The sequence below is a fragment of the Rhodobacter capsulatus genome (genome assembly GCF_005144475.1).
Classification (GTDB): Bacteria; Pseudomonadota; Alphaproteobacteria; order Rhodobacterales; family Rhodobacteraceae; genus Rhodobacter; species Rhodobacter capsulatus_C.
In genome coordinates, this window is sequence record NZ_SWJZ01000151.1 from 1 (window position 1) to 566 (window position 566).

The window sequence follows — 566 nt, forward strand, 5'->3', positions numbered from 1 at the left end:
GACAAATATGTCGGAAAAGGGAAATGTCCGATCGTCGACACCTTCTGGCAGACCGAGACCGGCGGGCACATGATCACGCCCTTGCCCGGCGCGACACCGACGAAACCGGGCTCGGCGACGAACCCGTTCTTTGGCGTCAAGCCGGTGGTTCTGGACCCGCAAACGGCGGTGCGGATCGGCGAGGTGGAATGCGAAGGCGTGCTGTGCATCTCGGACAGCTGGCCCGGTCAGATGCGGACGGTCTGGGGCGATCACGACCGCTTCCAGGAGACCTATTTCGGCCAGTATCGCGGCTATTACTTCACCGGCGACGGCTGCCGGCGCGACAAGGACGGCTATTACTGGATCACCGGCCGGGTCGATGACGTGATCAACGTCTCGGGGCACCGGATGGGCACGGCCGAGGTCGAAAGCGCGCTGGTCGCGCATCCGCAAGTGGCCGAGGCGGCGGTGGTGGGCTATCCGCATGACATCAAGGGCCAGGGGATTTACGCCTATGTGACCTTGATGAACGGGATCGCGCCGTCCGAGGAGCTGCGCAAGGATCTGGTGAAATGGGTCCGCAC

1 protein-coding gene is annotated in these 566 nt (G+C 63.8%); it reads left to right on the forward strand.

Annotated features, from left to right (window positions below; all coding sequences use genetic code 11):
* Positions 1 to 566 (forward strand): AMP-binding enzyme (locus FBT96_RS19975; protein ID WP_169583659.1); only part of this gene is annotated, 566 nt, incomplete at both ends.